Origin of the sequence: uncultured Oscillibacter sp. (genome assembly GCF_910584465.1) — a bacterium.
GTDB lineage: Bacteria > Bacillota > Clostridia > Oscillospirales > Oscillospiraceae > Oscillibacter.
This window is the reverse complement of record NZ_CAJUBK010000120.1, coordinates 1-2,911: the sequence shown is the minus strand read 5'-3', so window position 1 is coordinate 2,911 and position 2,911 is coordinate 1. Positions and strand designations below refer to the sequence as shown.

General features: G+C 65.2%; 3 protein-coding genes. All 3 read left to right on the top strand.

The window, feature by feature from the left end:
• The first annotated feature begins 434 nt into the window (after positions 1-434).
• Positions 435-1,124, top strand: a complete 690-nt coding sequence (locus QZ332_RS13410) for a response regulator transcription factor (protein WP_295766357.1) — start codon at positions 435-437, stop codon at positions 1,122-1,124.
• Positions 1,121-2,149 carry a sensor histidine kinase KdpD gene (locus QZ332_RS13405; RefSeq protein ID WP_295766355.1) on the top strand — a complete coding sequence of 343 codons (1,029 nt, stop codon included), beginning with the start codon at positions 1,121-1,123 and terminating at the stop codon, positions 2,147-2,149. The genes QZ332_RS13410 and QZ332_RS13405 overlap by 4 nt, the downstream gene beginning before the upstream one ends.
• 110 nt (positions 2,150-2,259) lie before the next feature.
• A partial coding sequence (locus tag QZ332_RS13400; protein WP_295766353.1) for an ABC transporter ATP-binding protein occupies positions 2,260-2,911 on the top strand: 652 nt, incomplete at its 3' end.

The window sequence follows — 2,911 nt, the reverse complement described above, 5'->3', positions numbered from 1 at the left end:
GAAGGAAGTCGACAAGAACTGGGAGGCCCTCCTCAAACTCTGCGAGCTGTAAGCTTCTCGCTTACCTCTCTATACACTCTCCAAAGCACCGCCAGAGCCTTGGCCTGTCCAAGGCTCTGGCGGTGTCTTTGAAGGCCCCCGGGTCCGGGGAGCGCAGGCGGTCTGTCCGGAGATCCTTCGGACGGGCCGCTTTCGAACGGCCGGAGCGCGGGGGCGCCGTCCCGCGGCCCGTCCCGCAAGGGACCCGCCGGGGAAGATCTTTTTGAAAAAGACAGACCCTTGTAACATTTCGCGGACATTCATCTGTTATACTGCTCTTGACGCCGGTATGGCCAAAACGCCTGGGGCCCGGCCGGCGGACTTCCAAACGGGCAGGGCCCGCCGGTACACGGATGGGCCGTGTCCTGATGAGGACGCCAAAAGGAGGACGAGGGATGGAACGGATATTGATCGTCGAGGACGACGCTCTTTTGAATAAGACCCTGGCTTACGATCTGGCCTCAGACGGCTGGGAGGTCGCTTCGGCCCTGAACGCCAGGACCGCCGCCGGCCTGCTGGCCGGGGGGGAGTATGACCTGGTGCTGCTGGACATCGATCTGCCGGACGGCAGCGGCTACGACCTGTGCAGGCTGATCAAGCCGGAGCACCCCGATACAGTGGTGATCTTCCTCACCGCCAAAGACCAGGAGAGCGACCAGCTCCGGGGCTATGAGGCGGGAGCGGTGGATTACATCACCAAGCCCTTCTCCATCGAGGCCCTGCACCGGAAGATCCGGGCCATGTTCGCCATGCTGGGGCACCGGGGGCCGGCGAGGGACCTCTACGACGACGGCAGGCTGTTCCTGGACTTCTCGGAGCAGGCCGCCTCGCTGAACGGGGAGCCGATCGCCCTTTCCCCCATGGAGTACAGGATGCTGCACCTGTTCTGCAAGAACCCGCGGCAGGTCCTGACCCGGCAGCGGCTTTTGGAGCGGCTGTGGGACGCGGACGAGAGGTTCGTGGACGAGCATACCCTGACCACCTCCATCAGCCGCATCCGGGGCAAGATCGAGGCGGACGGCGATACCTACATCAAGACCATCTACGGGATCGGGTATCAGTGGACGGGAGGTGAGCGGAGATGAAGCTGGAGCGCATCCCCGTCAAGATGGTCTTCCTGCTGGCGGAGGCCGGCGCGGCCGTCTCCATGCTGACGATCTCTGCCGTGCTCTCCGCCGCGGCCGGCGAGGGGCGGGTGCTGCTGGCCGGCGTGCTGCTGACGGCCTGCGCCCTGGCCTGGCAGTCCCTCCTGACGCTGTTTTTCGCCAAGCGGCTGTCCTGCTTCACCAGCGGTCTGTGCCGGACCATAGACGGCATGATCGGCGGCGAGGGGCCGGCCCGGGCCGACGACAGCGAGACCATCTTCGCCCGCATCAGCTCCCGCCTCGCCCGGCTGTACGGCATCCTGCAGGAGGACCGGCGGCAGGCGTCCGAGGAGCGGCGGGAGCTGCAGGCGCTGGTGTCGGACATCTCCCATCAGGTGCGGACGCCGGTGGCCAATCTGAGGATGGTGACAGACACGCTGCTGACGAAGCCGGTCACGGAGCAGGAGCGGCGGGACTTTTTGCAGGGCATCCGCAGCCAGACCGACAAGCTGGAATTCCTGGTATGGTCCATGGTGAAGACCTCCCGCCTGGAGACCGGGGCCATCACCCTGGAAAAGAAGGACGGCCCGCTGATCGACACGCTGGCCCTGGCCTGCAGCGGCATCGTCTATGGGGCGGAGAAAAAGGGCGTCTCCGTGACGGTGCGGTGCCCGGAGGATCTGCGCGTGCCCCATGACGGCAAATGGACGGCGGAGGCCCTGTTCAACCTGCTGGACAACGCGGTGAAATACACCCCCGCGGGCGGGAGGATCGACGTGTCGGTGGAGCTGTGGGAGATGTATGTCAAGCTGGACGTGGCCGACACCGGCAAGGGCATCCCGGAGAGCGAGCAGGCCGCCGTCTTCCGGCGCTTCTATCGGGAGGAGGCCGTGCACGACGAGCCGGGGGTGGGCATCGGGCTGTACCTCGCCCGGGAGATCGTCACCCGGCAGGGCGGCTATATCAAAGTGACCTCGCGGGCCGGGGAGGGCTCCACCTTTTCCGTGTTCCTGCCCCGGAGATGAACCGTTCACAGAAAATTCACAAATGAGCGCGCGATCCGGACATTCCTGTGACATTTGGGCGTTACCATAGTCCTGCAACAGGCGGACAGCCGTGAAAGGAGCAGTTGAAGATGAACGTGTTACAGACCATCGGCCTGCGCAAGTACTATGGCGCCGAGCCCAACGTCACCCGCGCCCTGGACGGCGTGGACCTCACGGTGGGGCAGGGGGAGTTCGTGGCGGTGGTGGGGACCTCCGGCAGCGGGAAGTCCACCCTGCTGAACATGATGGGCGGGCTGGATACCCCCACCTCCGGCAGCGTCCTCGTCCGGGGGGAGGAGCTGGCGAAGAAGGACGACGAGGAGCTGACGATCTTCCGCCGCCGCAACATCGGCTTCGTCTTCCAGAACTACAACCTGGTCCCCATCCTGAACGTCTATGAGAACATCGTCCTGCCGGTGGAGCTGGACGGGGACACGGCGGACCAGAGGTTCCTGGACGAGATCGTGGACATGCTGGCCCTGGAGGACAAGCTGCAGAACATGCCTTGCAGCCTCTCCGGCGGACAGCAGCAGCGGGTCGCCATCGCCCGGGCCCTGATCACCAAGCCGGCCATCGTCCTGGCCGACGAGCCCACCGGCAACCTGGACAGCAGGACCAGCGCCGATGTGCTGGGCCTGCTGAAGCGCACCAGCCGGTCGTTCCACCAGACCATCGTCATGATCACCCACAACAACGAGATCGCCCAGCTGGCCGACCGCATCGTGCGGATCGAGGACGGCA

Coding starts and splice junctions, on each gene's coding strand:
- QZ332_RS13410 (WP_295766357.1), top strand. CDS start 435: ATGGAACGGATATTGATCGTCGAGGACGACGCTCTTTTGAATAAGACC.
- QZ332_RS13405 (WP_295766355.1), top strand. CDS start 1,121: ATGAAGCTGGAGCGCATCCCCGTCAAGATGGTCTTCCTGCTGGCGGAG.